The organism is Nonomuraea insulae (assembly GCF_042656245.1).
Map to the genome: position 1 here is coordinate 225,543 of NZ_JBHSPA010000029.1, position 24,616 is coordinate 250,158.

Consider the following 24,616-nt stretch of genomic DNA (forward strand, 5'->3'; position numbering starts at 1 on the left):
GCACGTGCTGTTCTGGTCGTCGGCGGGCTTCGGCCTCCTGGCCGGCGCGCTGGTGCTGACCCTCGTCCCCGAGTCGGAGCTGCGCGGCGGCGGGCGCTTCGACGTGGCCGGCGCGGCCGGCCTGTCGGCGGGTCTGGTCTGCCTGCTGCTGGCGATCTCCAAGGGCGCCGACTGGGGATGGGGCAGCCCCGTGACGGCAGGCCTGTTCGGCGCGTCGGCCGTCGTGCTCGGGCTGTGGGGCTGGTGGGAGCTGCGCGTCCGGGATCCCCTGGTGGACCTGCGCACCACCGCCCGCCGTCAGGTGCTGCTGACCAACCTCGCCTCGGCGATGTTCGGGTTCTCGATGTTCTCGATGGCGCTGGTGCTCCCGCAACTGCTGCAACTGCCCAGGTCCACCGGCTACGGGCTGGGGCAGACGATGACGGTCGTGGGCCTGGTGCTGGCGCCCTCCGGGCTGGTGATGATGGCCATGTCACCGGTCTCGGCGCGGATCTCGTGGTCGAGAGGGCCCAAGGTGACGCTGATGACCGGGGCCCTCGTGGTCGGCGCCGGCTACGGCCTGGGCGTGGCGCTGATGTCGGAGATCTGGCAGCTCGTGCTGGTCTCCTCGGTGATCGGGGCGGGCATCGGGCTGGCGTACGGGGCCATGCCGACGCTCATCATGTCCGCCGTGCCGGTGGGGGAGACGGCCGCCGCCAACAGCCTCAACACGCTGATGCGAGCCATCGGCACCTCGGCCTCCAGCGTGGTCGCCGGGGTGGTCCTGGCCCAGCTCACGACCGCGATCGGAGTCCCGTCGCCGGACGGTTTCCGCGTGGTCATGGCGGTGGGAGGGGGTGCGGCGCTGATCGCCTGCGCGGTGGCCGCGTTCCTGCCCGCGTTCCGGAGGCCGGGCACGCTCGCCGCCCGGGAGGGACGGGCCCGTCCCGTCGGACCGGCGATGCCGGAGGCCGGGGGTTCCTGCTCGTCCTCGCCCGGCTGAGCGGACGGCCGCGCCGCGGGGCGGGGCGGGGCGAGGACGAGCAAGGGGGAGCGGGCGTCAGACGCGGTCGGCGGCGATCAGCAGGTACTGGAAGCTACCGCTCTTGTACGCCTCCAGGAAGGCGTCCTCGATGCCGGTGGCCAGATGCGTCCTGGCACGCAGCTCCCAGTAGGGGATGGTGGCGGCGGTCAGGTCGACGACGCTGACCGGGACGAGCCGGTTGGCGGCGAGCTCCTTGAAGTAGGTGCTGCGGGAGTGGATGTCGCAGATGTAGTGGGCGTTGATCTGGCTGATGGCCCGGGACGGCAGGCCGTAGGAGTCGTTGTAACACCCGGTGATGCAGACGTAGCGGCCGCCCCGGCCGAGCAGCCTGGCGTGTTCGGCGAACAGCAGGGAGAGCTCGACGTACATGGTGCTCTCGTTGTTCCAGATCGCCTGGAAGGCGCCCGTCGGGAAGCCGGTGTCGAGCATGTTGCGGAAGTGGAAGCGGACCTTGTCGTCCACGCCGCGTTCCTTGGCCTGCTGGTTGGCGAAGGCGACCTGGGACTCGGAGATGGACACGCCGTCCACCTGGCAGCCGCGCCGCAGGTTGGTCAGGAAGCTGGAGCCGCCCCGGCCCGAGCCCGCGTCCATGACGCGGTGTTCGGGACGCAGCGGGCCGAGGTGCGCGACGAGCGTCTCCGCCTGCGCGCTCTCCAGCCGGTGCAGCTCGTTGACGACCCTTTTCTCCTTGGACTCGGCGGGCGCGTCCAGGACCGACCAGTCCACCTCGCCGATGCCGTAGTGGTGGTGGTAGAGGCCGTCCACCTCCCCGAGGCGCAGGTTGACGGGATTCTCCTCGGCGTTCCAATAGTCGGCGACGGACTGCTGGTAGAGACTAGCCAGTACGGGGGCATTCGAGGTGATGGTCACCGCGGTGTTCCTTCCAGGTGTGCGGTCGGGATGCCAGGTGTTCGGTCAGATGGTCGTCAGGACTGGTAGCGGCTGGTGTTCGCGTGCCATTCGAAGCCGCCGGCCATCCACGCCTGCGCGCCGCGCAGGAACCGCTTGAGCTCGGGGGAGGGCACGCCGCCCAGCGCGCGGCGGCTCTGTTCGAAGCCGCGGACGAAGTCGTTGTGCAGGTGGACCGTGCGTTCGGTGGCCTCGCGGATCGAGCAGCCCTCCTCGGCTGCCATGAGCAGGATCACGTTGGAGTCGGGCAGTTCGTCGGCGGCCTCCCTCTCGACCGAGTGCAGGTCGTTGACCAGGACGCTCGCGGTGCCGGCCTGCATGAGGGCGGTGTGGAAGCGCCGGTCGAAGAACAGGTCGGTGGGCAGTTGGTAGCCGCCGACGATGTCGATGAGGGTCATGGAGGTGTAGAAGCTGTCGTGCTGGCGGGCGGCGAGGTAGCGCCAGACGGGCGGCGGCGTCTCCAGGTAGCGCCAGGCGGCGTAGGCGGTCCAGCTCACGTACATCTGGCTCGTGATGTTGCAGATGCGCATGACCTGCGACGGCGTGGAGTGGCGGGAGACGTGGCTGGTCGCCGAGCGCAGCGAGACCAGGACGGGGTCGCCCCTGATCTGCTCCTCCAGTTGCGCGGTGTAGCCGCCGGCGTCCGGCGGCGGGTCCATGGCGGAGGTCACCAGCGCGAGCCGGGGCGGCAGCTCCGTCGGCGACGCGCCGAGGTCGGTCTCGTCGGCGTAGTAGTCGTCGGCCGCCCACCACGCGGCGTTCATCTGCGCCGCGATGAGCAGCTGGTCGGGTTCGTCGCTGTCGGCGTGGGCGAGCATGGCCAGCCGCCCGAACCCGGTGTCGGCGAACTCCTCCAGCCGCCCCTCGTGCAGGCCGATCCGCTCCGCCCAGGCCACCAGCCGCCGATCGACCTCCGCGCCGAGCGCGTCGTCCACGCGGACGGTCTCCGGCAGGTGGAGCGGCGGGTAGGACCCGTCACCCCAGTCCCGCTCCCGGTAGGACAGCGGGGCCAGGTTGCCCGCGTGCGGCGAGGGCGGCGCGAGGCTCGTCTCGTGCCCGTCGCCCTCGTCGAAGGAGGGACGGTACGGCTTGAGCGCGCTACTGAGGCTGAGCGCGGAAGCGCCCAGTCCGGTCGGGCCGGCCGGCACCGGCGCCACGGAGGGATCAAATGGCATGTCGCGCCTCTTCCTAGGGGGTCGGCCGGGTCAGGAACGCGGGGCCGCGATGTCGACGTCCTCCAGGATCCCGATCGCGTCGGGCACCAGGACGGCCACCGAGTAGTAGGCGCTGACCAGGTACGACATCACGGCCTGCGGGTTGATGTCCATGAAGCGCACGTTGAGCCCCGGCTCGTACTCCTCGGGGAGCCCGGTCTGGTGGAGGCCGACGACCCCCTGGTCGTCCTCGCCGGTGCGCAGGGCCAGGATCGAGGTGGTGCGCTCGCCGGAGATCGGGATCTTGCCGCAGGGGAAGATCGGGATGCCGCGCCAGGCCGGCACCTCGTGCCCGTCCACGTCGGTGCTGCCCACGACCAGCCCGCGCTTGTTGCACTCGCGGAAGAACGCGGCGATCGCCTTGGGGTGGGCCAGCAGCAGGCGGGTCTTGCGGCGCATGCTGATCAGGTCGTCGAGGTCGTCGGGGGTCGGCGGGCCCGACCAGGTGTAGACGCGCTGGTCGTAGTCGGTGTTGTGGAGCAGCCCGAACTCACGGTTGTTGATCAGCTCCCACTCCTCGCGCTCGCGCAACTCGTGGATGGTCAGGCGGAGCTGCTCCTGGATCTGGTTCATCGGGTCGTTGTAGAGGTCGGCCACCCGGGTGTGCACGCGCAGGATCGTCTGGGCGACGCTGAGCTCGTATTCGCGCGGACGCAGGTCGTAGTCGACGAACGTGCCGCCGATGACCGGCTCGCCGGTGTGCCCGGCCGCCAGGCTCACCGCCGCCTCGCCCCGGCGGTTGACCGGTTCGCGCAGGCTGTCCAGATAGCGGCCGACGTGCTCGCGCAGCGCGGGGGACCCGGCGGAGATCCGCCTGAACTCCTCCCGGGGCGAGGCCAGGACCGTGCAGGCGGTGGTGGCCCGGTAGGTGCACGGCCACCGGGGATCCTCCTGGGTGAGCACCTCGTCGCCGAACTGGTCGCCGTCGGCGATGACGCCGAGGAACTGGTCGTTGCCGTATTTCCCGGTGGCCACGCGTTCGAGGCGGCCGTGGGCGATCACGCAGGTCTCGGTGACGGGATCGCCGGCCCGGACGACGATCTCCCCTGGCCGGTAGTCCCGCGCGGCGAACGTCCCGGCGATCGCGGTCAGCACGCCGGCGTCCCCGAAGCCGCGCAGCGCGGGGATCTCCGTCAGCGTCTCCGGCACGATCCGTACGTCGTCCGCCCCGCCCTGCGCCACGCCGACCCGCCCGCGCCCCACCCGATGCGTCAGCCGGCGGTTGACCCTGTAGGTTCCCCCGCGCACGTCGACCCACGGCAACATGCGCAGCAGCCAGCGGGTGCTGATGGCCTGCATCTGCGGGCGGGTCTTGAGCGTGGTGGCCAGGTTGCGCGCGGCCTGGGTATCCAGGCTAAGCCGAGGTTGCGTCGGCTCCGTGGGCATGTTTCCTCCGGGGGTCCGCCAGGCAGTCGCTACTAAAAGTAATCAAATGGATACTGTCGGTAGAGTCTCGTGGGAGATAGGAATGCTGGCCGTCCGGGTACAGCGATGTAGCGCTGAGGTGACGTTCGCGCGGGGCCTATTCAGGCGCGAATCCCCGGCCCCGCAGGAAGGCGGCGCAGCGCCGGGTCCAGTCGCCCACGACGGGATCCGACCCGGCCAGCCCGAGCCCGTGCTTGCCGCTGGGATAGACGTGCACCTCGTGCGGGAGGTCGTGGCGGGCGAGCTCCTGCGCGAGCCGGTAGGTGTTGTCGACGGGCACGCCCTCGTCGTCGGCCGTGTGCCACAGGAACATGGGCGGGGTGGCGGGGCCGACGCGGGCGGGCAGGGAGTACCGGGCGCGCACGGACTCGGGGGAGTCGGGGCCGAGCAGGTTGGCGGCCGACCCGTAGTGGGCGGGCCGGCCGGTGAGAACGGTGACCGGGTAGCACAACACGGCCAGAGCCGGATTGGGGTCGTGCTCGTCGATGGCGTCCTGCGGGCCCTCCACCCGCATCGGGCCCGTCTCGGTGGCCAGCAGCCCCGCCAGATGGCCGCCCGCCGAGAACCCCAGCACGCCCACCCTGGCCGGGTCCACGCCGGTGGCGGCGGCGTGGTGCCGTACCCAGCGCACCGCCCTGGCGGCGTCGAGCAGGGGGAGCGGGTGGCGGTGGGGCGCGATCCGGTACCGCAGGACGTAGGCGGCGATCCCCAGCGAGTTGAGCCACCGCGCGACCGGAGCACCTTCGTGCTCGGCCAGGTGCTGGTAGGCGCCGCCGGGGAACACGATGACGGCCGGGGCCGGACCGTCGCTCCGCACGGGGAAGGCGGTAATGGTGGCCTCGCCGGTCGTGGGCCACAGGGGGTGCTCGCTCATGTTCGCGCCTTTCGTCTCGTTCGACGACGGATCTTAGCGGCGCGGGTCGATGTGGATCTTCGGGCCGGCGCCCGCGCCTGCCGGTCGCCGGCCGGTCAGGACCTCGGCCGTGCCGGCGAGGCCGAGGGTGGCGGCGACCAGCGGGCGGGCGTCGACCGAGCCGTCGGCGTAGGCGGTGACGGCTCCGGCCAGCCCGGCCGAGGCGCCGAGGATGCCGGTGGCGGTGACGTCCTTGAGCACCAGGTCGCGCGAGTCGATCGTGGACGGGGCGGCGGACAGCCCGATGTACACCACACGCCCGGCCGGTTCGACGAGATCGAGGGCGAGGGCGGGCAGATGGGAGGCGTTGGAGGCGTCGATGACGGCGTGCCACGGCAGCGCGGGCAGCGAGGCCCGGGTCCAGCCGTGGCCGAAGCCGAGCCGCGCGGCCATGGACAGGGTGGCCTCGTCGCGGCCCATGAGGTGCGCCTCGGCCCCGCCGGCCCGGGCGAACAGCGCCGCCAGCAGGCCGATCGTGCCCGTCCCGAGGATCAGGAGCCGCTCGCCCTGCCGCAGGCCCGCGGCGCGGACAGCGCGCAGGGCGTTGCCGCCCGGCTCGACGAGCGCGCCGAGCGTGGGGTCCATCGCGCCGGGCAGCGCGTGCAGGGCCGTGGCCGGCACGGCGAGTTGTTCGGCCAGCGCGCCGGCGAAGCCGCGGCTGATGCCGATCTCGGCCGCGTCGGCGCAGACGTGGTGGCGGCCGGCCCGGCAGCGGTCGCAGTGACCGCAGCCGAGCATGGTGTCACCGGTGACGCGGCGGCCCAGCCATGACCGGTCGGCGCCCTCTCCGACCGCGGTGACGATTCCGCACCATTCGTGGCCGGGGCGCAGTGGGTACCAGGAGCGGCCGGTGCGCAGGTAGCTCATGTCGCCGGTGAACAGCTCCATGTCGGTCCCGCACACCCCGGCCCGCTCGACGTCCACGACCACCTGGCCGGGCGCGGGGACCGGGGGCTCGACCTCCTGGACCTCGGCCCTGCCGGGGCCGGTCAGGACCAGGGCCCGCACTACCGGGGTCCGACGACGTTCTGCCGCTGGCTGCCGAGGCCGTCGATGCCGAGCTCCATGACGTCACCCGGCTGGAGCCAGATCTGCGGGTCGTGGCCCATGCCGACGCCGGGCGGGGTGCCGGTGTCGATCAGGTCGCCGGGCTCCAGCACCATGAACTGGCTCAGGTGGTGGACGATGACGTAGGGGTCGAAGACCATCGTCTTGGTGGTGCCGGTCTGGCGGCGGGTGCCGTTGACGTTCAGCCACATGCCGAGGTCGCGCACGTCGCCGATCTCGTCGGGGGTGACCAGCCAGGGGCCGGCCGGGTTGAACGTCTCGGCGGACTTGCCCTTGCTCCACTGGCCGCCGCGCTCGATCTGGAAGGCGCGCTCGCTGACGTCGTTGACCACGCAGTAACCGGCGATGACGTCCTTCGCCTCCTCCACCGAGTCGAGGTAGGAGGTGCGCCTGCCGATGACGATGCCCAGCTCCACCTCCCAGTCGGTCTTGGTGGAGCCGCGCGGGATGCGCACGTCGTCGTACGGGCCGACGAGGGTGTTGGGCGACTTGGTGAACAGGATCGGCTCGTCGGGCACGGCCTGGCCGGTCTCGGCGGCGTGGTCGCTGTAGTTGAGGCCGATGCACAGGATCTGGTGCGGGCGGGCGATCGGGGCGCCGATCCGCTCGCCCGCGAACTCGCGCACGTCACCCCTGCTGACACGGTCGGCCAGCAGGGCGACGCCGCCGGAGGCGAAGAAGCGCTCGTCGAAGTCGGGGGTGACGTCGGAGACGTCGATGTAGTGGGTCTCGTCCACACGGACGACGGGCTTTTCGGCGCCGGGCGCGCCGATACGCATGAGGTACAAGGGTGTCTCTCCGAATCTCAGTCCGAACAAACGTTATCCCCGACCGGGTGGCCGCCGGGTCAGCGGGTCACGTCCATGCGCTGGGTGCCGATGACCGACAGCAGCCGCAACGCCTCCTCCGACGGCGAGCCCGGGGTGGCGGTGTAGATCACGACCCGCTGGTCCCGGTCGGTGATGTCGAGGACGTCGCAGTTGACGGTGACCGGGCCGACCATGGGGTGCTGGAACGTCTTGCACATGACGGGCTGCCTGGCCACGTCATGGGCGGCCCACAACCAGGCGAACTCCTCGCTTCCGTCGAGGAGCTCGCGCACCAGCTCGCGCACCTCGGGATCGTCGGGGTAGCGGGCCGCGGCGGCGCGCAGGTCTTGGGCCGAGGAGCGGGCGAACTCGTCCGCGTCCGACACCCCGTACAACCGCCGCCCATGGACGCGGGGTCCGAGGAAGGCGCGGCGGATGAGGTTGCGGTCGCGCCGCGACAGGGCGGAGAAGTCCTCCATCAGGGCGGCGGCCAGATCGTTCCAGGCGATCACCTCGCACGTCGCGGACGTCACGATCGCCGCGGCCTGCGGCAGCCGCCGCAGCAGGTCGAGGATGCTCGGCCGCACCTCACGCGAGGGCCCGGGCGCGGGGCCGGGCGGCGCTCCGGCGAGGTGGTGGAGGTGGTCGCGCTCGGCGTCCGACAGCCGCAGCGCCCGGACCAGCCCGGCCAGCACCTCGCGCGACGGCCGCGGCCCGCGCGCCTGCTCCAGCCGCGTGTAGTACTCGGTCGAGATGTACGCCAGTTGCGCCGCCTCCTCCCGCCGCAACCCCGGGGTACGGCGGCGCGGCCCGGCGGGCAGCCCCACGTCAGCGGGGGTGATCCGCTCGCGCCTGCTGCGCAGGAAGTCAGCCAGTTCTTGCCTGTCCACACTCTCCAGTGTGCACAGGTCTCGCGATGCTCAGCCAGGTACCGCCGGTGCCTGGATGAGCAGCGTGGACCGGAGCAGGCTCTCCACCATGGAGAACACCCAAGGCCTGCTGGCAGGCAAGATCGCTTTCATCACCGGCGCCGGTCGCGGGATCGGGGCCGCCGCGGCGCGGCTGTTCGCCCAGGAGGGCGCCGGTGTCATGCTCGCGGCCCGCACGGAGGAGCAGCTGAAGACCGTGGCGGAAGAGGTCAGGGCGGCCGGCGGCACCGCCGGGTACGTGCTGTGCGACCTGGCCGACGGGAACAGCGTGCGCGCCGCCGTGGACCACACCGTGGAGGTCTACGGCCGGCTCGACGTCGCCTTCAACAACGGCGCGACGATCGTGCCGCCCGGCCCGATGGACCAGGCGCTGGAGGCCGACTTCGACCACGTCTACGCCGTCAACCTCAGAGGTCCGTGGCTGGCCATGGCCGCCGAGGTCGCCGCCATCAGGGCCACCGCCGGCAAGGGGGCCATCGTCAACAACTCCAGCATCGGCAGCCTGAGGGGCAACCCGGAGCTGCCCGCGTACGGGGCCATGAAGCGGGCGGTCAACAGCCTCACCGAGTCGGCGGCCGTCACGTACGGACCGGAAGGCATCCGCGTCAACGCCATCGCCCCCGGCGGCACACTGACCGAGATGATCCGCGCCTGGGAGGCGGAATCGCCTGGCCTGTTCGAACGGCTCGCCGCGGCGACCCCGCTGCGCCGCATGGCGGACCCCATGGAGATCGCCCAGGCCGCCGCCTGGCTCCTGAGCGACCGCTCCTCGTACGTGACCGGCGCCGTGCTCAAGGTGGACGGTGGCGCGGGAGCCTGACCCCCCTGGCTCGATCACCCCTTCACGGATCACTATGGAGGGCATGGGAACCGGCCTGTCGTACGAGCCCCTGACCCCCACGAGCTTCCTCCAGCGGTCGGCGGCCGTGTTCGGGCCCCGGCTCGCGGTCGTGGACGGCGAGCTGAAGCTCACCTACGCCGGACTGTGGGACCGCGTCCAGCGGCTGGCCGGCGCGCTGGCCGCGGCCGGGACGCGGCGGGGGGATCGGGTCGCGGTGCTGGCCGCCAACGGGCATCTGCTGCTGGAGGCCACGTTCGGGGTGCCGGCGGCGGGGGCGGTCATGGTGCCGATGAACATCCGCCTGTCCGCCTCCGAGCTGGCCTACATGCTGGACCACGCCGAGGTGTCGGTGCTCCTGCACGACGACGAGCTGACGGAGCTCGCCCAGGCGGCGGCGAAGGGCGGCCGGGTGCGGCTGGTGCCGGGAGCCGAGTACGAGGCGCTGGTGGCCGGGGCCGAGCCGCTGCTGGTGCCGGTGGAGGACGAGCTGACGCCGCTGTCGATCAACTACACGAGCGGCACGACAGGACGGCCGAAAGGGGTCGTGTACCACCACCGGGGCGCCTACCTCCAGGCACTGGCCATGGCCCTGCACACCAAGCTGGACGCGGGCAGCGGCTACCTGTGGACGCTGCCCATGTTCCACTGCCACGGCTGGTGCTTCCCCTGGGCGGTCACGCTGGCGGGCGGGCGCCACGTGTGCCTGCCCAAGGTCGAGCCGGGCGAGGCGTGGCGGCTGATCCGCGAGCACCGCGTCACCCATCTGTGCGGCGCCCCCACCGTGCTCACGTCGTTGCTGGCCCATCACGCCGCCCCAGACGCTGCGCTCGACCCGCGCCTGCTGGCCTGCGTCGGCGGCGCGCCCCCGAGCCCCGTGCTGCTGCGGCGGGCGCTGCGGGCCGGGATCGACGTCATCCACCTGTACGGGCTCACCGAGACCTACGGCCCCGCCGTGATCTGCCAGCCCCAGCCCGAGTGGAGCGGCCTGGACGCCGCGGAACTGGCCGTCCTGAACGCCCGCCAGGGCGTGGGCAACGTGATCGCCCAGCGCATCAGGGTCGTCGACGGGGACGGCGGTGACGTGCCCGCCGACGCCACCACGATCGGCGAGATCGCGGTACGCGGCAACGACGTGATGCTCGGCTACCACCGCGACCCCGCCGCCACGGAGAAGGCCGCGCCCGACGGCTGGTTCCGTACCGGCGACCTGGGGGTGGTGCACCCGGACGGCTACGTGCGGGTCGTGGACCGCGCGAAAGATGTGATCATCTCAGGCGGCGAGAACATCGCCTCCATCGAGGTGGAGAACGCGCTGGTCAGCCATCCCGGCGTGCAGGAGGCCGCGGTCGTCGCGCGGCCGGACGAGCACTGGGGCGAGGTGCCCGTCGCGTACGTGAGCCTCGCCCCCGGCGCGAACGCCACCGGAGCCGAGCTGATCGAGCACGTACGCGACCGCCTGGCCCACTTCAAGGCCCCCAAAGCGGTCTACTTCGGCGAGCTGCCGAAGACCTCGACCGGCAAGATCCAGAAGAACGTGCTCAGGGACCGCGCCGGTCGGGCGGATTAGGCGCCGCGCTGCTGGGCAGATCGCCCCCACGGAGTGGATCGGCATGTGGGGGTGTCATGGTCGCTTCGCGAAGCGTGTTCAGGCGCAAGCCGGTGGAACAGATCGCGACCGAGCACGAAGGCGAGCTGTCCAGGTCGCTCGGGCTGTGGCAGCTGACCGCCATCGGCGTCGGCGGCATCATCGGAGCGGGCATCTTCGCCCTGGCCGGGGCGGTCGCCCACGAGACGGCCGGGCCCGCCGTGCTCGTGTCGTTCCTCATCGCCGGGATCGCCAGCGCCGCCGCCGCGCTGTCGTACGCCGAGTTCGCCGGGATGATCCCGAAGGCCGGCTCCGCCTACACCTACGGCTACGCCGTCCTCGGGGAGATCGTCGGCTGGTTCATCGGCTGGGACCTGCTGCTGGAGTACACCGCGATCGTCGCGGTCGTGGCCATCGGCATCTCCGGCTACTTCGGCTTCCTGCTCCAGCAACTCGGCGTGAGCCTGCCCAGCTGGATGCTGGGCGCGCCCGGCACCGGCGAGGGGCACGTGGTGGACCTGTTCGCGGTGGTGCTCTGCCTGCTCATCGCCTTCCTGCTGAACCTCGGCATCCGCGCCGCGGCCAGGTTCGAGACGTTCGTGGTGGCCGTCAAGGTCGCCGTCGTGCTGCTGGTGATCGTGGTCGGCTTCTTCCACATCAGCACCGCCAACTACACCCCGTTCTTCCCGTTCGGGGTCGGCGGGGCCATCACCGGCGCCGCGACCGTGTTCTTCGCGGTGTTCGGCTACGACGCCATGAGCACCGCGGCCGAGGAGTCGCGCGACGCCCGGCGGCACATGCCCAAGGCCATCATCTACTCGCTGCTCATCTCCATGGTCCTGTACGTGCTGGCCTGCCTCGTCCTCGCCGGCATGCAGAACTACCGGGAGATCGACCCGGAGAGCGGCTTCTCCACGGCCTTCGCCTCGGTCGGGCTGTCGGGGCTGGCGACGGTCATCGCGGTGGGCGCCATCGTGGGCATCCTCACCGTCATGTTCACGTTCATGCTGGGCGTCACCCGCGTCTGGTTCTCGATGAGCCGCGATGGGCTGCTGCCCGCCTGGTTCGCCAAGCTGCACCCGGTGCGGCGGGTGCCGACCCGCGTCACCTGGATCGTGGGCGCCGCCTCCGCGCTGATCGCCGGGTTCCTGCCCATCCGGGAGGCGGCGGAGCTGACGAACATCGGGATCCTGCTGGCGTTCGTGGTCGTGTGCGTGGCGGTGATCGTGCTGCGCTACCAGCAGCCTGACCTGCCGCGCTCGTTCCGCACGCCGTGGATGCCGGTGGTGCCGGCCGTCGGAGTGGTCTTCTCGATCTGGCTGATCACCTTCCTCGCCCCGCTGACCTGGCTGCGCTTCGCCGGCTGGTTCGCGATCGGGCTGGCCGTCTACTTCCTCTACAGCCGGCGGCACTCCGCGCTGGAGCGGCCCGCGTAGCGGCGCTCACTTGGGCTGGGGGCGGGCGCGCACGTGCATGCGCTCGCCCTGCGGCCCGAACAGGGCCAGCACCTCGGCCGGCTCGCCGTCGGGGTTGACGAACGCGTGCGGCGTCCGCGTGTCGAACTCGGCCGCCTCACCGGGCGCGAGGATCACGTCATGCCGCCCGAGCAGCAGCCGCAGACGCCCGGACAACACGTACAGCCACTCATAGCCCTCGTGGACCTGCTGCTCGAACTCGTATCCCGGCCAGTGCGGCGGATAGATCTGCTTGTACGCCTGCAGCCCCCCGGGCCGGCGGCTCAGCGGGATGTAGGTCATGCCGAAACGCTTGATCGGCCGCATGTGCACCCGCGGATCACCGGTGACCGGGGCGTCGATCAGCTCGTCGATCTGGACCTGGTAGGCCCTGGCCAGCAGGAGCAGGAGCTCCAGCGTCGGCTTGCGCCCGCCGGACTCCAGCCGCGACAGGGTGCTGACCGAGATGCCGGTGCTCTTGGAGAGCTCGGCCAGCGTCGTGCCCCGCTCCTGACGCAGCGCCCGCAGCCGCGGGCCCACCGCCTGCAGCACGTCGTCGAGTTCCATAGGGCCACTTTGCCAGTTCGGCAATGAATGTTGTCAAACCGGCCTCCCGTCGCCGACAGTGTGGCAGCACGTGGACGAGGAGAGGAACCGCGACATGGACGCGAGATACGACGTGGTGGTGATCGGCGGCGGGGCCGCCGGGCTGAGCGGGGCCCTCACGCTGGGCCGCGCCCGGCGCAAGGTCCTGGTGATCGACGCCGGGCAGCCGCGCAACGCCCCGGCGGACGGGGTGCACACCTACCTCGGGCGCGAGGGGACGCCGCCGCTGGAGCTGCTGGCCGCCGGCCGCGAAGAGGTGCGGGGGTACGGCGGGCAGATCGTGACGGGCACCGTCACGGCGGCGGAGCGGCTCGCCGACGAGCGTTTCCGCGTCACCCTGGAGGACGGCTCCGCGGTCGAGGCGGACCGGCTGCTGGTAACCACCGGCCTGGTCGACGAGCTGCCGCCGGTGCCTGGCCTGGCCGAGCGGTGGGGCCGCGAGGTGCTGCACTGCCCGTACTGCCACGGCTGGGAGGTGCGCGACCAGGCCATCGGCATCCTGGCCCTCACCCCGCTCGCCGTGCACCAGGCCCTGCTGTGGCGGCAGTGGAGCGACGACGTGACCCTCTTCCTGCACACCGCGCCCGAGCCGGGCGAGGAGGCGCGCGAGCAGCTCGCCGCCAGGGGCATCACCGTGGTGGAGGGCGAGGTGAGCGGGCTTGAGCTGACCGAGGGCCGGCTGAGCGGCCTGCGGCTGGCGGACGGCACGGTCGTCCCGCGCCGGGCCGTCGCCGTCGGCAGCCGGATGAGGGGCCGTACGGAGTTGCTGGAGAGCCTGGGCCTGGAGAGCGCCGAGCAGGAGATGGGCGGGCACGTCGTCGGCACCTACATCCCGGCCGGGCCCATGGGGGAGACGGCGGTGCCCGGGGTGTGGGTGGCGGGCAACGTGTCCAGCGTGATGGACCAGGTCGTGGCCGCCGTAGCGGGGGGTGTGCGCGCCGGGGCCGCGATCAACGCCGACCTGGTCAACCAGGAGACCCGCGCCGCCGTGGCGGCAAGCCGGGCCGCCTCCTGGGAGGGGTTCTGGGACTCCCGTTACGCCGGGCGCGAGCGGGTCTGGAGCGGCGACCCCAACGTCGTGCTGGTTCGCGAGGTCTCCGGCCTGCAGCCCGGCCGCGCGCTCGACCTGGGCTCCGGCGAGGGCGGCGACGCGATCTGGCTGGCGGGCCTGGGCTGGCGGGTCACCGCCGCCGACATCTCCGGCGTCGCCCTCGAACGCGCCGCCCGCCACGCGGAGCAGGCCGGGGCGGGGGAGCGGATCGACTGGCAGCGGCACGACCTCGGCACGTCCTTCCCCGAGGGCTCCTACGACCTGGTCTCGGCCTGCTACCTGCACTCGCCGGGGGACATGCCCCGCGAGAAGATCCTGCGCACCGCCGCGGCGGCCGTCGCGCCCGGCGGGGTGCTGCTCGTCGCCGGGCACGCGGGCTGGCCGTCCTGGGAGCACGATCACGCCCCCGGTGTGCGCTTCCCGACGCCGCGGGAGGTGTTCGACTCCCTGGACCCGGCGGAGGGGGAGTGGGAGGTGCTGCGCTCCGAGGACTTCGAGCGCGCCCAGGCCGCGCCCGACGGGAGCCAGGGCACGCGCACGGACAACGTGCTCATGCTCCGCCGGCTGCGATGACCTCGGGAGTCTGGCTGCGGTAGGAGTGGCCGAGCTGGGCTCCGAGGCCGAAGTAGTGACGGAAGTTGTAGACGAGCGGGCTCCACGCGGCCGGGTCCACGTACTGGGTGCCCGGCACGACGATGCGCGGGTCGGCGTGCACCTTGGAGACGACGGCCTCGGCGATGACGAACGAGCCGGACACGTCCGGGCCCACCCGCGCGGCCCTGGCCTCGAACTGCAGGGGGCACTCGGCCACGCGCGGCGGGCGTACCCCGTCGGAGGGCTGTGCCCGCAGCCCGGCGGCGCCGAACTTGTCCGGCTCGAACCGGCTGCGGGCGGCCTTGCTCGCGGGCACGGGGTCGCGCCCGGTCAGGGGCGCCAGCCGCTCGACCGCCTCCCACTGGTGCGGCGCGGGCAGGTTGATCACCAGCTCGGGCCGCTCGGCGAGATTGCGCGCCGTCTGCCCCTCGGCGCCCAGCCCCAGCACGATCACGTTCCCCAGCGCCCAGGCCGACGACATGGGCGCGAGGTTGAAGGTCCCGTCCTGGTTCTCCGTGGACAGCAGCACGACCGGGGTTCCGAAGTACAGGATGCTGGGCTCGATGGTCATGTGGTTCATGAACACGGAGCCTAGGAACGGGACGTTCAAGCGGTGGACGAAACGTTCCCGCCCGTCATCCCGCGCGTCATCCCGCCCGTCATCCCGCGCCGAGCGAGCGGATGCTGGCGAACCGGTCGAGCGCCTGCTCGAAGGCGGCGGGGGAGATCGAGACCCCGCCGCTGAAGGGGAAGTCGAGCTGGTAGACCAGGAAGAGCACCATGCCGACCAGGCCGCCCACCACGGCCGCCATCGAGATGTGCACCTTGCGTACCGGGCTGCCGCACACGATCGAGGGCAGCACGGCGATCAGCCCGCAACCGCCCAGCGCGATCCACAGCAGGGCGGGCACGCCGCTGTCGGCCATCTGCGCCCTGGCCCTGCGGGCGTCGAGCACGGCCTGGATGCGGCTCATGGCCTGCCCGTACCGCGCGGACTCGGCGCTGGAGCGCGGCTCGATGGTCTGGAAGAACGCGCGCAACTGCTCGATGGAGCGCCACGCGCCGGCTGACAACGCGTGCTGTTCGGCCATGAGCGGCCATTCCTCACGGATCACCGCGGCGGCGTACTCGTCGGCCAGGTGCCGCAGCGTCGCCTGCTGCGTCTCGGGCAGGCTGCGGGAGTACCAGTAGACGTCGACCAGGTTGCTGGCCTCGGTGGAGGTGGTCTGGGCGGCTGTGTTGACCTGGTTCCACGCGGCCACGACCACGAGGCCGACGCTGATCGCGAACAACGTGCCGACGATGCCGCTGACCAGCCCGCTGCCGTCGCGGAAATCCTGCCGGGTCTGCGCGGAGACGACCCTGCCGACCACGTACGCGACGAGTCCCGCGAGTGCTGCGGCGGCCACCGCCACGAGCACGCCGATGAGGGCGACGAACATGAGACCTCACTCTCTGCACCAATAGGTAAGCAGAGAGTAACGATAGGGTAGCGGACTGTGATCGTCTACCGGGGAATGGCAGAAATCTACATTGTAAAGGCGCCCGGCTGGGCGCGGTAGACGACGCCCTTGCCCGCGAGCCGCGCCGGAGGTGCGGCGGCGGGGACGAACGCGGACTGTCCCGGCCGAAGCGTCAGATCGTTCCCGAGACGGACCTCACCCTCGACGCAGAGCACGATCTGCGGCACGCGCGCCGGCAGGAGATGGGCGCCGTCCAGGTCGTGGCGGGCGAGGGCGAACTCGGGGGCCGGGGGCCGGTAGTTGTAGGCGCCCGAGGCGTCCTGCGCGGGCTCGACCCGGTGCGGGTCCGACGGTGTGAAGTCGACGACCCGCATGAGCTCGGGCACGTCCACGTGCTTGGAGGTCAGGCCGCAGCGCAGCACGTTGTCGGAGTTGGCCATGATCTCGACGCCGATGCCGCCGAGGTATGCGTGCGGGACCCCGGCGCCGAGGTAGAGGGCCTGGCCGGGGCGCAGGCTGACGTGGTGCAGCAGGAGGGCGGCGGTGATGCCGGGATCGCCGGGGTAGGCGCGGGCGATGTCGCCGTAGGCGGCCAGGTCGTCGGCGTCTGCGTGGTCGGCGTCTGGGTGGTCGGCGTCGTGGTCGGTGGCGGCGAGCAGGGCCTGTTCGACCTGGGCGCGCAGCGGTCGCGCGGCCTCGTCGAGCATCTCGGCGAACACGGCGCGCAGCGCCCGCGCTGGCTCGCCGGTCCTGAGCGTGTCGATCCAGGGGCGCAGGCCGGGCACGTCGAGCCGGTCGAGCAGGCCGGCGGTGGCGGCGGGCGGGCGGAAGCCGCACAGGCCGTGGAAGGGGGTGAGCGCGCAGACCATCTCGGGTTTGTGCGAGGCGTCCTTGTACGTGCGCGCGTAGTCGTCGAGCGGGATCCCGCGTGCGTTCTCCTCGGCGTAGCCGGCCTGGGCCTGCTCGGTCGTGGGGTGGACCTGGAGGGAGAGCGGGCGTCCGATGGCCAGGACCTTGAGCAGGTAGGGGAGTTCGGCGCCGAAGCGGGCGGCGGTGCGCTCGCCGAGGGTGGCGGCGGGATCGGCGGCGATGATCTCGTTCAGCGGGGTGCCGTGGACGGTCGAGGGCGCGCCGGGGTGGGCGCCCATCCAGAGTTCGGCCTGCGGTTTCCCGGTCGGTTCCGTTCCGAACAGCTCCGGCAGGGCAGTGACCGAGCCCCAGTCGTAGGGGCGGATGGTGGTGGCCAGGCGCATGGGCGCGGTGGCCGGTGGCAGGTCGGTCTGTGGCACGGCGTCGGCTCCAATCGGTCGTCGCCTGGAGCGTAGAACGTGATCGGCGCATGCGTGTAACCGGGTGGACAGTGGCTATACATGGGTATAGTCTGCTTTTCGAGTGAACAGTGGGCTATACGGATGAACAGGGGGAGCGATGACCGTGCCGGATCCCGATGACCTGACGGCTCGTGCCCGGATCAGGGACGCGGCGATGGCGCACATCGGTGAGCACGGTTTCGAGCGTGCCACCATCCGCGAGATCGCCGAGACGGCGGGTGTGTCGCTGGGGCTGGTGCGCCATCACTTCGGCTCCAAGCAGGCGCTGCGCGAGGCGTGCGACGAGCACCTGATGAAGACCATGCGGCGGCTGCACGAGCAGGCCGCGAGCGGGCCGCCTCAGGGCTTCAACCCGCTCTCGGCCATGGGCGCCCACCGGCGTTACCTGGCGCGGGCGCTGACCGAAGGGTGGGCGGCGCCGCTCTTCGACGAGATGGTGCGGATGGGCGAGCCGTGGGTCGCGCAGGCCGACAGGAGCCGGGCGGATCCGCCCGACGTGGACGCGAAGTCGCGCTCGGCGGTGATCGCCGCCATGGCGCTGTCGTTCACCGTCCTGGCCCAGCACGTCGAACGTGGCATGGGCATCGACCTGGACAGCGCGGAGGGGCAGGACAAGCTGCTGCGGGCGCTGCTGGACGTCTACTCCCACCCCCTGCTCACTCCTGATGAGGCCGCCGAGGCGCGGGCGGTCCTGGACCGGAAATGAAGGAGCACCACCATGACTGACGCCATCACCGTCTCCGGGTTGCGTAAGGCGTTCGGGGCGACCAAGGCCCTCGACGGGCTCGACCTCACTGTGAGCGCGGGCGAGGTGCACGGCTTTCTTGGGCCCAACGGCGCGGGCAAGAGCACGACCATCAGGATCCTGCTGGGCCTGGTCCGTGCCGACGGCGGCGCCGTGCGGCTGCTGGGCGGCGACCCGTGGGTGGAGGCGGGCGAGCTGCACCGCCGGCTGGCGTACGTGCCGGGCGACGTGACGTTGTGGCCCCACCTGTCCGGGGGCGAGGCCATCGACCTGCTCGGCCGGCTGCGCGGGGGCCCGGGTAAATCGCACGGCGGGCGGCGCAAGGCCGAGTTGCTCGAGCGGTTCGCGCTCGACCCGCGTAAGAAGGCGCGCACCTACTCCAAGGGTGACCGGCAGAAGGTGGCGCTGGTCGCGGCGCTGGCGTGCGACGCCGAGCTGCTCATCCTGGACGAGCCCACCTCCGGTCTGGACCCGCTGATGGAGGAGGTGTTCAGGGACTGCGTCAGGGAGGAGAAGCGGCGCGGCGACCGTACGGTGTTGTTGTCGAGTCACATCCTGTCCGAGGTCGAGGCCCTGTGCGACCGGCTGACGATCATCCGTGACGGGCGGGCGGTGGAGACGGGCACGCTCGCCGGGCTGCGGCACCTGACCCGCACCTCGATCGAGGCCGAGCTGGCGGCGCCCGCCGCCGGGCTGGCCGAGCTGCCCGGGGTGCACGACCTGAGCACGGACGGCGGGCGGGTGCGGTTCACGGTCGACACGGCGGCCCTGGATCCGGTGTTGCGGCGGCTCACCGAGGCGGGCGTGCGCGGCCTGGTGAGCCGCCCGCCGACACTGGAGGAGCTGTTCCTGCGCCACTACGACCGGCACGCCGGCACGGCGCGCGTCTAGCGGGCCCGGGGGCCCAGCAGGACGGGCATGGCGCGGGTGCTGTTGCCGAGGAGCGTGTCCAGCGGCGGCAGCTCCTCCAGCGGCGTGGTCAGCTTCATGCCGGGGAAGGCCGCGAACAACGCCCCCAGCGCGATCTCGCCCTCCAGCCTGGCCAGCGGCGCGCCCAGGCAGAAGTGCGGCCCGTGCCCGAACGCCAGGTGCGTGATCTGCTCGCGGGTGAGGTCGAAGCGGTGGGCGTGCTCGCCGTACTGGTCCGGGTCACGCCCGGCGGAGGCGAAGCAGGCCAGCACCGGCTCGCCGCCGCGCACGCGGACGCCGTCGATCTCGACGTCGCGTACGGCGTAACGCATGGGGAAGTACGCGATCGGCGAGTCCCACCGCAGCGTCTCCTCCACGGCCGCGCTGTACGGGCACCGCCCTGAACGCAGCAGGTCGAGCTGGTCCGGCTCGCTGAGCAGGGCGCCGATGGCGTTGGTGATGAGGTTGACGGTCGTGACGTGCCCGGCGATGAACAGCAGCTCGATGGTGGCGAACAGCTCCTCCTCCGACAGCCGCCCGCCGTCCTTCTCGTGCAGCTCGAACAGGTCGGTGATGAGGTCCTCGCCGGGTGTGTCGCGGCGCTCGTCGATGACCTGGTCGAGCAGCCCGTGCAGCTCCTTGCGCAGTTCCGGCGAGTCCTCCAGGCCGCCGACCTGGGCCACGGCGTCGGTGAGGCGGTGCAGCTCCTCCTGGTGGGCGGCCGGGATGCCGATCAGCTCGGAGATGACCTCGCGCGGCAGCGGGTAGGCGAACTCCAGCCGCAGGTCGACGGGCTCATCGGGCGGCATGCCCGCCAGCCGGTCGATCAGCCGGACGGTGAGCTCCTCGATGCGCGGGCGCAGCCCGTTGAGCCGGCGTTGCGAGAACGCGGCGGTCAACGGCATGCGCAGGCGGCGGTGGCGTTCGCCCTCGGCGTTGAGCATCGAGGTGTCGGTGACGATGCGATCGATGGCGGTGCCGGGCGGCATGGCCTGCCGGGCGGCCCAGTGGCGCAGCTCCCTGGACAGGTCCGGGTGGGTCAGGACGGCCAGCAGCGTGGCGTACCGGGTGGCGGCCCAGGCCGGCACGCCCTCGGCGGTCACGGGCACGAGCGGGCCGGCCGCGCGCAGGTGCTCGTTGTCGGCGTGCATGTCGCGGGTGGCCGGGTCGAGGATGAAGCGGCTGTCGTCGGTCATGGGTCATCCCGTTCGTCGTGGGTTCACCGCGAGCGCGGTCACGTCCATGCCGGGGTCCTGGTTGAGGTAGAGGTCGCGGACGAGTTCGCCGGCGGCCGGGGCGTTGCACAGGCCGTGGCCGGAGAAGCCGGTCGCGTACAGGAAGGCCGGAGGCCCCGGCTGGTGACCGATGAAGGCGGTCTTGTCGGGGCTGGCGTCGCGCAGTCCGGTGACGGCGGTGTGCAGCGCCAGCCCGGACAGGCTCGGGTACGTCTCAGCCAGCCGTTCGGCCACCTCGCGGCGCCACGATTCGCGGTCGGCGCCCGGGTAGCCCATGCCGATGAGCATGCGGTCGCCGCGGATGCGGATCAGCAGGCCGCTGGCGGCGTGCAGGGTGACCGGCACGTCCGGCGTGCCGGGCGGCAGCGGGTCGGTGGTGAGCAGTTCCTGCTCGATCGGCTCGGTGAGCGGCATGTCCACGCCGGCGCAGCGGACGAGCGAGGCCGACCAGGCGCCGGCGGCGCACACGATGGCGTCGGCGGACAACTCCCCGTCGGCGGTCTGGACCCGGCCGGCGTCGGCGTCGATCGCGGTGACCGGGCAGCCGGTGCGCAGCGCCGCCCCCGCCTGTTCGGCCGCCCGCGCGTACGCGGTGACGATGGCGGTGGTGTCGGAGATGTAGGCGTCGGGCGACCACGCGGCGGCCAGCAGCGGCAGGTCCCCGATGAGCGGGTTGCGCTCCCTGGCCTCCTCGGCCGTGATCAGGTCGACGTCCACCCCGGCGGCGTGCTGGGCGGGCAGGTCGGCCTCGAAGGCGGTCACCTGTTCCGGCTCGGTGAACAGCACCAGGTAGCCGACCTGCCGCAGCGGCAGCTCGGTGCCGGGCCTGGCGGGGAAGGCACGGTAGGCGTCGAGGCTGCGTACGGCCAGCGCCGAGCTGACCGGGTTGCCGGCGAAGTAGGAGCGTACGACGTCGGCGGTGGCTCGGGAGGCGCCGGAGCCGAGCGTGCCGCGCTCCAGGAGCGTCACGTCGACCCCGGCCTCGGCCAGGTGGAAGGCGATCGACAGCCCGATGACGCCGCCGCCGATCACCACCACCCTGGCCTCGCTCACGCCGGAGCCCCTGTCCTGCGCAGGTGCGCGCCCGCCTCCCAGGGGAACAGGTGCAGGTTCCAGCCGCCCAGGCAGTTGCAGTAGAGGGCCATGTGGCCCATGATCGCGATGAAGTCCTCGTGGTTGTTGATCCGCTCCAGGCCCGACAGGAGCCGCTGGGTGAAGTCCCACAGCCGGTCCAGGCCGCAGTAACCGAGGAACTCGGCGGGCGTGTGGGCGAGCTGGCGGGTCATCTGGCGCAGCCACGGCATCGGCATGCCGTCCAGGGCGGCGCGGACGAGGCCGCCGTAACAGCTGTAGCCGAGCGGCCGGGTTTCGCCGTTGACGAACAGCAGCGTGGTCAGCACGGTCTCGTAGCTGCCCGCGCCCGACGGGATGCGGCCCTGGTGCAGGTTGAGCAGCTCCTGCGGCGGGTCGAGCCAGATGCGCTTGGTCTCGGCGTGCACCTCGGTGGCGAGCTGGTTGAGCTCGGGGTCGCCGACGGGCATGCGGGGCAGGTCGTGGCCGCTGGCCTGGCCGGTGCGGCGGACCTCGGCGATGACGGGCTCCTTGGTGGTGTAGACCGAGTGCCACACCTCGCGGCCCGCCTGGCTGAGGGCGTCGAGGTCCGCGTCGACGACCTTGCCGATCGGGGTGGCGGTCATGGGCTCGGTCAGCTCGCCGTACTTGATGCCGAGGTGCTGCAGGCGGGAGCAGAACAGGGTGCCGTCGGGCACGGTACGCCGGTCCACCTTGAGTTCTGCGGGTGTGTGCAGCAGCGAGTGGACCGGGGCGAGGTGGTACAGGTGGTAGCCGGCCACCAGGGCGTGTCCCTGCAGGCTGCGGTAGGGCAGCGCGTCCCACAGGCACTGGGCCAGGGAGGGGTTGCGCTCATCGAGTTCGGCGGCCACGGTGATGCCGATGCCGGGCCAGGATATTTCCACATGCTTAGTATCGTTCACAATACGTCACTCTAACGTCGCACATTGTGACGCTAGGGCCGGGGTGGCGCTGTTTACCGAGGTATGACCTGGTCAGGTGCCAAGTTGTGGTCATCACCCCAGATGGACGCCGGGTCCACATACGGGCGGATCAGCGCGGTCAGCACGGGATCGGCGTGTCCCTGCAGCCCGGCGAGGGCGATCTTGCGGGCGACGCCCGCCATCACGTCGGCGATCTGCACCCGCTCGTCCGTCTCCGAGTTGACCAGTCGCAGCCCGGCCATCCGCCCGCCCAGGATCCGGCTCATCTGCGCGACACGCTCGTCGGTGAGCGTGGTCTGCCGGTCATGGACGACGGTGACCGGTTCGCCGTCCGCGCCCCAGAACGTGACGGCCTGGACGATGGCCGGGATGAGCGGGTCGAGCTCGGGGAAGACGTAAGGGTCGGCCAGCAGCCGCTCCCTGAAGGACTCGACGCGCGGCCTGGCCCGCCACAACGACTCCATGATCTCCCCGGCCGGCCCTCCGGCCCCGCGCAGCTCCTCGACCAGCCGGAACGTCTCCTCGACCGACGTGGTGACGCCCTGCCCGTTCTTGGCGCGCAGCAGGTAGTTGAAGGAGTCGAGCAGGGCCGCCCACCGCTCCGCGCCGAACGCCCGGCGGCCCTCCCGGTAGAGGGCGACGGCCGCGGCCCTGGCGTTCGGGTCGAGACCGAGGCGCGGCTCGTGGTCGTCCTGGAGCAGGCCGGCGATCTTGCCGACGACGTAGAAGATCTTGTCGGTGAGGAACACGCGCACGTTGCCGAGTACCGGCCCCCGCGGGCCGAGCAGCCAGAGCAGCGCCGCCCGGTGCTTGTCGCGCAGGATGTTGCCCGCGCGGAACTCGACGGCGGGGGTCGGCGCCCTCTCCCGGAGTTCGCCGACGCAGACGGCCGCGGCCTCGGCGTCCATCAGCACGCTGGCGTGCGCGAAGACGTCGCTGTTGCCGCCGACGAGCTTCTCGCCCTCCGCGCCGGACTCGTCGCACGCGATTTCGAGGGGTTCCGACACGTCAACGAATCTATCGGGGGCCACGGCCCGCCCGCGAGGACATTTTTCCCGTTACAGCGGTGTGCGGGTGAACTGCTGGTTCTGGCCGCTGTTGCAGGGATACTGCTTGAACTGCACGTCGTTGGCCGTGGAGGAGCTGGGCAGGTCCGCGCACTTGCCCGAGTGCCTGGCCACCAGCCGCAGATAGCCGCCGCCCGCGTCCTGCAGCGTCCACTGCTGGTTGGTGCCCGTGCCGCAGCCGTACTGCTGTAACGCGGCTCCGTCGGCGGTGGCGGCGCCGTTGACGTCGAGGCACCTGGCGGAGTTGCGGGCGACGATCTGCACGTAGCCGCCGCTGATCGACTGGATGCGCCACTGCTGGTTGGGGCCGCCGTTGCAGTCGTACTGGATGATCGCCGCCAGGTTGGCGGTGGAGCCGTTGCGCACGTCGGCGCACTTGCCGGAGTGCCGCACGGTCAGGCGGTCGTAGCCGGAGCCGGTCGCGGTGATCGTGCCGGCGGCGGCGTCGACGGTGAGCTGGCGGGCGTTCGACAGGCTCATCGTGGTGTTGCCGGAGAACTGGATCGGCAGCCACACGTAGCGCGAGTCGTTGACCGGGCCGCCCCAGGCGCCGGCCCACCGGTCGCCCATGTACAGGTAGGAGGTGGTGCCGGAGGTGCCCTGCACCGGCAGCACGTACGCGGACTGGGAGCCGAACGTGAGCGCGTCGCCGGTGTTCTGCCAGGCGCTCCAGGTGCCGGTGATGCTGGTGGCGGTGGCGTACTTGGCCTGGTTGGGCTGCCAGCCGGTCGCCGCCGAGGTGAGCAGGAAGTAGACGCCGTTGCGCTTGAACATGGCCGGCGCCTCCCGGTGGTCGCCGTCCCACATGCGCGCCAGCGTGGTCACGTCGGTGTAGTCGGCGCTCAGCCGGTAGATGTGCAGGTCGTAGTTCTCGTCGGCGGCCGAGATCATGTAGCCGGTGCCGTCGGTGTCGACGAACGCGGTGATGTCGCGCGACATGTGGCCCAGCGGCCGGAAGCTGCGCAGGTAGGTGTAGGCGCCGTCCACGGTGCTCGACACGGCCACGGCCGCGCGGGCCTCGCCGTAGTCGCTGCCGTTCTCCTTGTGCATCCACATGACGAACTGGCCCGTGGTGGCGTTGTAGATGACCTTGGGCCGCTCGATGTTGGCGACCTGCAACTCGGCGGCGCTGGACTGGGTGAGCACGTGGTTGCGGAACTCCCAGGTACGCAGGTCGCTGGAGCGGTAGGCGGAGACGTAACGGAAGGTGCCGTTGGCGTTGCGGTTCTCCCCGAACCAGTAGTAGTAGGAGCCGACCTTGACCACACCGCCGCCGTGCGCGTGCAGCAGGTTGCCCGAGGTGTCGGTGAACTGGGCGCCGACCGGCACCGTCACGGGGGCGGCCTGGGCCGGGAGTGCGGGCAGGAAGGCGAGGATGAGGGCGGTGAGTAAGAGCAGGGCGCGGGACATGGAGCTCCTCTCGGGGGCG

At 71.8% G+C, this 24,616-nt stretch carries 23 protein-coding genes; 7 read left to right on the forward strand and 16 right to left on the reverse strand.

Annotated features, from left to right (window positions below):
* The coding region (locus tag ACFPZ3_RS26960; RefSeq protein ID WP_379517018.1) for an MFS transporter at window positions 1–982 on the forward strand (982 nt) is incomplete at its 5' end.
* Between the two features lie 57 nt (window positions 983–1,039).
* On the opposite strand, the gene ACFPZ3_RS26965 is transcribed toward ACFPZ3_RS26960, so the two are convergent.
* The 7 genes from ACFPZ3_RS26965 to ACFPZ3_RS26995 all read right to left on the reverse strand — a co-directional run bounded on the left by ACFPZ3_RS26965 (window position 1,040) and on the right by ACFPZ3_RS26995 (window position 8,252).
* Window positions 1,040–1,894 carry a geranyl diphosphate 2-C-methyltransferase gene (locus ACFPZ3_RS26965; RefSeq protein WP_379517019.1) on the reverse strand — a complete coding sequence of 285 codons (855 nt, stop codon included), beginning with the start codon at window positions 1,892–1,894 and terminating at the stop codon, window positions 1,040–1,042.
* Window positions 1,895–1,950: 56 nt separating this feature from the next.
* Window positions 1,951–3,108 (reverse strand): family 2 encapsulin nanocompartment cargo protein terpene cyclase, encoded by a 1,158-nt coding sequence (locus ACFPZ3_RS26970; RefSeq protein ID WP_379517020.1) that lies wholly within the window; start codon window positions 3,106–3,108, stop codon window positions 1,951–1,953.
* Window positions 3,109–3,138: 30 nt separating this feature from the next.
* The gene (locus ACFPZ3_RS26975) at window positions 3,139–4,533 is read right to left on the reverse strand and encodes a family 2B encapsulin nanocompartment shell protein (RefSeq protein WP_379517021.1); all 1,395 of its coding nucleotides are present in this window, start codon (window positions 4,531–4,533) and stop codon (window positions 3,139–3,141) included.
* 136 nt (window positions 4,534–4,669) lie between these two features.
* On the reverse strand, window positions 4,670–5,446 hold the full coding sequence (locus ACFPZ3_RS26980) for an alpha/beta hydrolase (protein WP_379517022.1): 777 nt from the start codon (window positions 5,444–5,446) through the stop codon (window positions 4,670–4,672).
* A gap of 33 nt (window positions 5,447–5,479) precedes the next feature.
* Window positions 5,480–6,493 (reverse strand): zinc-dependent alcohol dehydrogenase, encoded by a 1,014-nt coding sequence (locus ACFPZ3_RS26985; RefSeq protein ID WP_379517023.1) that lies wholly within the window; start codon window positions 6,491–6,493, stop codon window positions 5,480–5,482.
* On the reverse strand, window positions 6,493–7,341 hold the full coding sequence (locus tag ACFPZ3_RS26990; RefSeq protein WP_379517024.1) for a fumarylacetoacetate hydrolase family protein: 849 nt from the start codon (window positions 7,339–7,341) through the stop codon (window positions 6,493–6,495). The genes ACFPZ3_RS26985 and ACFPZ3_RS26990 overlap by 1 nt, the downstream gene beginning before the upstream one ends.
* A gap of 59 nt (window positions 7,342–7,400) precedes the next feature.
* Window positions 7,401–8,252: a helix-turn-helix transcriptional regulator gene (locus tag ACFPZ3_RS26995; RefSeq protein ID WP_379517025.1), complete on the reverse strand. Its 852-nt coding sequence runs from the start codon at window positions 8,250–8,252 to the stop codon at window positions 7,401–7,403.
* An 88-nt stretch (window positions 8,253–8,340) separates the two neighbouring features.
* Here ACFPZ3_RS26995 and ACFPZ3_RS27000 point away from each other — a divergent pair, with 88 nt between their 5' ends.
* The 3 genes from ACFPZ3_RS27000 to ACFPZ3_RS27010 are packed head-to-tail and all read left to right on the forward strand — an operon-like array spanning window position 8,341 to window position 12,153.
* Window positions 8,341–9,111: an SDR family NAD(P)-dependent oxidoreductase gene (locus ACFPZ3_RS27000; RefSeq protein WP_379517026.1), complete on the forward strand. Its 771-nt coding sequence runs from the start codon at window positions 8,341–8,343 to the stop codon at window positions 9,109–9,111.
* A 43-nt stretch (window positions 9,112–9,154) separates the two neighbouring features.
* Window positions 9,155–10,699: an AMP-binding protein gene (locus ACFPZ3_RS27005; protein ID WP_379517027.1), complete on the forward strand. Its 1,545-nt coding sequence runs from the start codon at window positions 9,155–9,157 to the stop codon at window positions 10,697–10,699.
* 56 nt (window positions 10,700–10,755) lie between these two features.
* Entirely contained in the window at window positions 10,756–12,153 is a 1,398-nt protein-coding gene (locus ACFPZ3_RS27010; RefSeq protein ID WP_379517028.1) for an amino acid permease, read from the forward strand.
* Window positions 12,154–12,159: 6 nt separating this feature from the next.
* Here the strand turns inward: ACFPZ3_RS27010 and ACFPZ3_RS27015 are convergent, their stop codons facing one another.
* Window positions 12,160–12,738 carry a helix-turn-helix domain-containing protein gene (locus tag ACFPZ3_RS27015; RefSeq protein WP_379517029.1) on the reverse strand — a complete coding sequence of 193 codons (579 nt, stop codon included), beginning with the start codon at window positions 12,736–12,738 and terminating at the stop codon, window positions 12,160–12,162.
* A 94-nt stretch (window positions 12,739–12,832) separates the two neighbouring features.
* Here ACFPZ3_RS27015 and ACFPZ3_RS27020 point away from each other — a divergent pair, with 94 nt between their 5' ends.
* A complete protein-coding gene (locus tag ACFPZ3_RS27020; RefSeq protein ID WP_379517030.1) occupies window positions 12,833–14,401 on the forward strand; it encodes an FAD-dependent oxidoreductase in 1,569 nt (522 codons plus the stop codon).
* Here ACFPZ3_RS27020 and ACFPZ3_RS27025 read toward each other — a convergent pair.
* The 3 genes from ACFPZ3_RS27025 to manA all read right to left on the reverse strand — a co-directional run bounded on the left by ACFPZ3_RS27025 (window position 14,379) and on the right by manA (window position 17,174).
* Entirely contained in the window at window positions 14,379–15,002 is a 624-nt protein-coding gene (locus ACFPZ3_RS27025; RefSeq protein WP_379517031.1) for a flavin reductase family protein, read from the reverse strand. The two genes, ACFPZ3_RS27020 and ACFPZ3_RS27025, sit on opposite strands and share 23 nt — an antisense overlap.
* Window positions 15,003–15,081: 79 nt before the next feature.
* Window positions 15,082–15,864: a bestrophin-like domain gene (locus tag ACFPZ3_RS27030; RefSeq protein WP_379517032.1), complete on the reverse strand. Its 783-nt coding sequence runs from the start codon at window positions 15,862–15,864 to the stop codon at window positions 15,082–15,084.
* Window positions 15,865–15,950: 86 nt separating this feature from the next.
* Window positions 15,951–17,174, reverse strand: a complete 1,224-nt coding sequence (manA, locus tag ACFPZ3_RS27035) for a mannose-6-phosphate isomerase, class I (RefSeq protein WP_379517033.1) — start codon at window positions 17,172–17,174, stop codon at window positions 15,951–15,953.
* A gap of 139 nt (window positions 17,175–17,313) precedes the next feature.
* On the opposite strand from manA, the gene ACFPZ3_RS27040 reads away from it, so the two are divergent.
* Together ACFPZ3_RS27040 and ACFPZ3_RS27045 are read left to right on the forward strand one after the other, a co-directional pair.
* Window positions 17,314–17,922: a TetR/AcrR family transcriptional regulator gene (locus ACFPZ3_RS27040; protein ID WP_379517034.1), complete on the forward strand. Its 609-nt coding sequence runs from the start codon at window positions 17,314–17,316 to the stop codon at window positions 17,920–17,922.
* Between the two features lie 12 nt (window positions 17,923–17,934).
* Complete coding sequence (locus ACFPZ3_RS27045; RefSeq protein ID WP_379517035.1) at window positions 17,935–18,852, forward strand: ABC transporter ATP-binding protein; 918 nt, start codon at window positions 17,935–17,937, stop codon at window positions 18,850–18,852.
* Here ACFPZ3_RS27045 and ACFPZ3_RS27050 read toward each other — a convergent pair.
* The 5 genes from ACFPZ3_RS27050 to ACFPZ3_RS27070 all read right to left on the reverse strand — a co-directional run bounded on the left by ACFPZ3_RS27050 (window position 18,849) and on the right by ACFPZ3_RS27070 (window position 24,597).
* The gene (locus tag ACFPZ3_RS27050) at window positions 18,849–20,066 is read right to left on the reverse strand and encodes a cytochrome P450 family protein (RefSeq protein WP_379517036.1); all 1,218 of its coding nucleotides are present in this window, start codon (window positions 20,064–20,066) and stop codon (window positions 18,849–18,851) included. The genes ACFPZ3_RS27045 and ACFPZ3_RS27050 overlap by 4 nt on opposite strands.
* A gap of 3 nt (window positions 20,067–20,069) precedes the next feature.
* A complete protein-coding gene (locus tag ACFPZ3_RS27055) occupies window positions 20,070–21,158 on the reverse strand; it encodes an NAD(P)/FAD-dependent oxidoreductase (RefSeq protein WP_379517037.1) in 1,089 nt (362 codons plus the stop codon).
* On the reverse strand, window positions 21,155–22,081 hold the full coding sequence (locus tag ACFPZ3_RS27060; RefSeq protein WP_379517038.1) for a cucumopine synthase-related protein: 927 nt from the start codon (window positions 22,079–22,081) through the stop codon (window positions 21,155–21,157). The genes ACFPZ3_RS27055 and ACFPZ3_RS27060 overlap by 4 nt, the downstream gene beginning before the upstream one ends.
* A gap of 71 nt (window positions 22,082–22,152) precedes the next feature.
* Window positions 22,153–23,127 (reverse strand): hypothetical protein, encoded by a 975-nt coding sequence (locus ACFPZ3_RS27065; RefSeq protein ID WP_379517039.1) that lies wholly within the window; start codon window positions 23,125–23,127, stop codon window positions 22,153–22,155.
* Window positions 23,128–23,178: 51 nt separating this feature from the next.
* Window positions 23,179–24,597 (reverse strand): RICIN domain-containing protein, encoded by a 1,419-nt coding sequence (locus tag ACFPZ3_RS27070; RefSeq protein ID WP_379517040.1) that lies wholly within the window; start codon window positions 24,595–24,597, stop codon window positions 23,179–23,181.
* Window positions 24,598–24,616: the final 19 nt, after the last annotated feature.